The 909-nt window shown below is 62.2% G+C and carries 1 protein-coding gene; it reads right to left on the minus strand.

From position 1 onward, the window contains the following. Window positions 1–500: 500 nt before the first annotated feature. Window positions 501–857 (minus strand): DUF3703 domain-containing protein, encoded by a 357-nt coding sequence (locus AX708_RS08700; protein ID WP_066110767.1) that lies wholly within the window; start codon window positions 855–857, stop codon window positions 501–503. Window positions 858–909 lie beyond the last annotated feature (52 nt).

Raw genomic sequence — 909 nt, forward strand, 5'->3', positions numbered from 1 at the left:
CCATGCGATCACCTCAATCTACACCAGAAATTACACCACGAGCGCGGACGCTAACGCCTCGCTGATCGCCAAGGGCATGATCTACACCCCCGGCTATGGCGAGACCGATTTCACTGTGCCGCTGTTCGACGCCTTCATGAGGCGAGCGATTCCAGTCGAGGATTAGGCGGCAAGAAGGTTCGGCCGACTGGCGTCGTCCGTAGGGATGTCTGGGCGTTCCATCCCCTCGTTCCGCGCGAGCTCCACAGCTCGCAATCCCATCATTCGTACCCGCGAAAGTCTCACAAGCGGAGGCTTTAGAGACGCGCCAGGATTTGCTTTGTGGCGTGGGATGGTCAGCGTCTTCGGCAGAGTGCTCTGGTTCTGCAGTAGTGGTCTGCGCAAAGGCAGGCACAGGCGCGGCAGGTCGCTGGCGGTGCCAAGCAGCAGCGCGGCGTGGAAGCGGTGGATCACAGAAGGTCTTTCGGTCGATTTGCGGCGCAGGGTTGCGCAGGAAAGGATTAGTCGTTGGTGCGATCGAGGATCGCGCGCAGGTCAGACGGAATATCCATCGCGGTAAAGGCGCTCACCGTGCTGCGTCCGGTGTTGCCGATCGGCAGGCGCCCCGTCAGATTGCCGAGCGGTGCAAGCGCAAGTCGCAAAAGCTGCTCCGCCGCTTCCGGCCAGTCACGTAGCAGGACAGCGAAGGCGAACATCCTCCAGTGCGATACGCAATGCGGGCCCAGGCGCGTCTGAGCGAGAATGTGCGCACGCCCAAGATGGTGCCATGCCAGCGGGACATCACCCTGCCGCGCTGCCTCTTCCACCTTACGATAGGCAATGCTTGAGGTCTTCACGGTCGGCGGCGGCGAGTTCATCGTCAATGTCCTCAATGCCGTCGCGGCATGGTCAGGGGGAGGGGGCTTCCGC

The organism is Erythrobacter sp. CCH5-A1, assembly GCF_001557115.1.
Lineage (GTDB): Bacteria > Pseudomonadota > Alphaproteobacteria > Sphingomonadales > Sphingomonadaceae > Erythrobacter.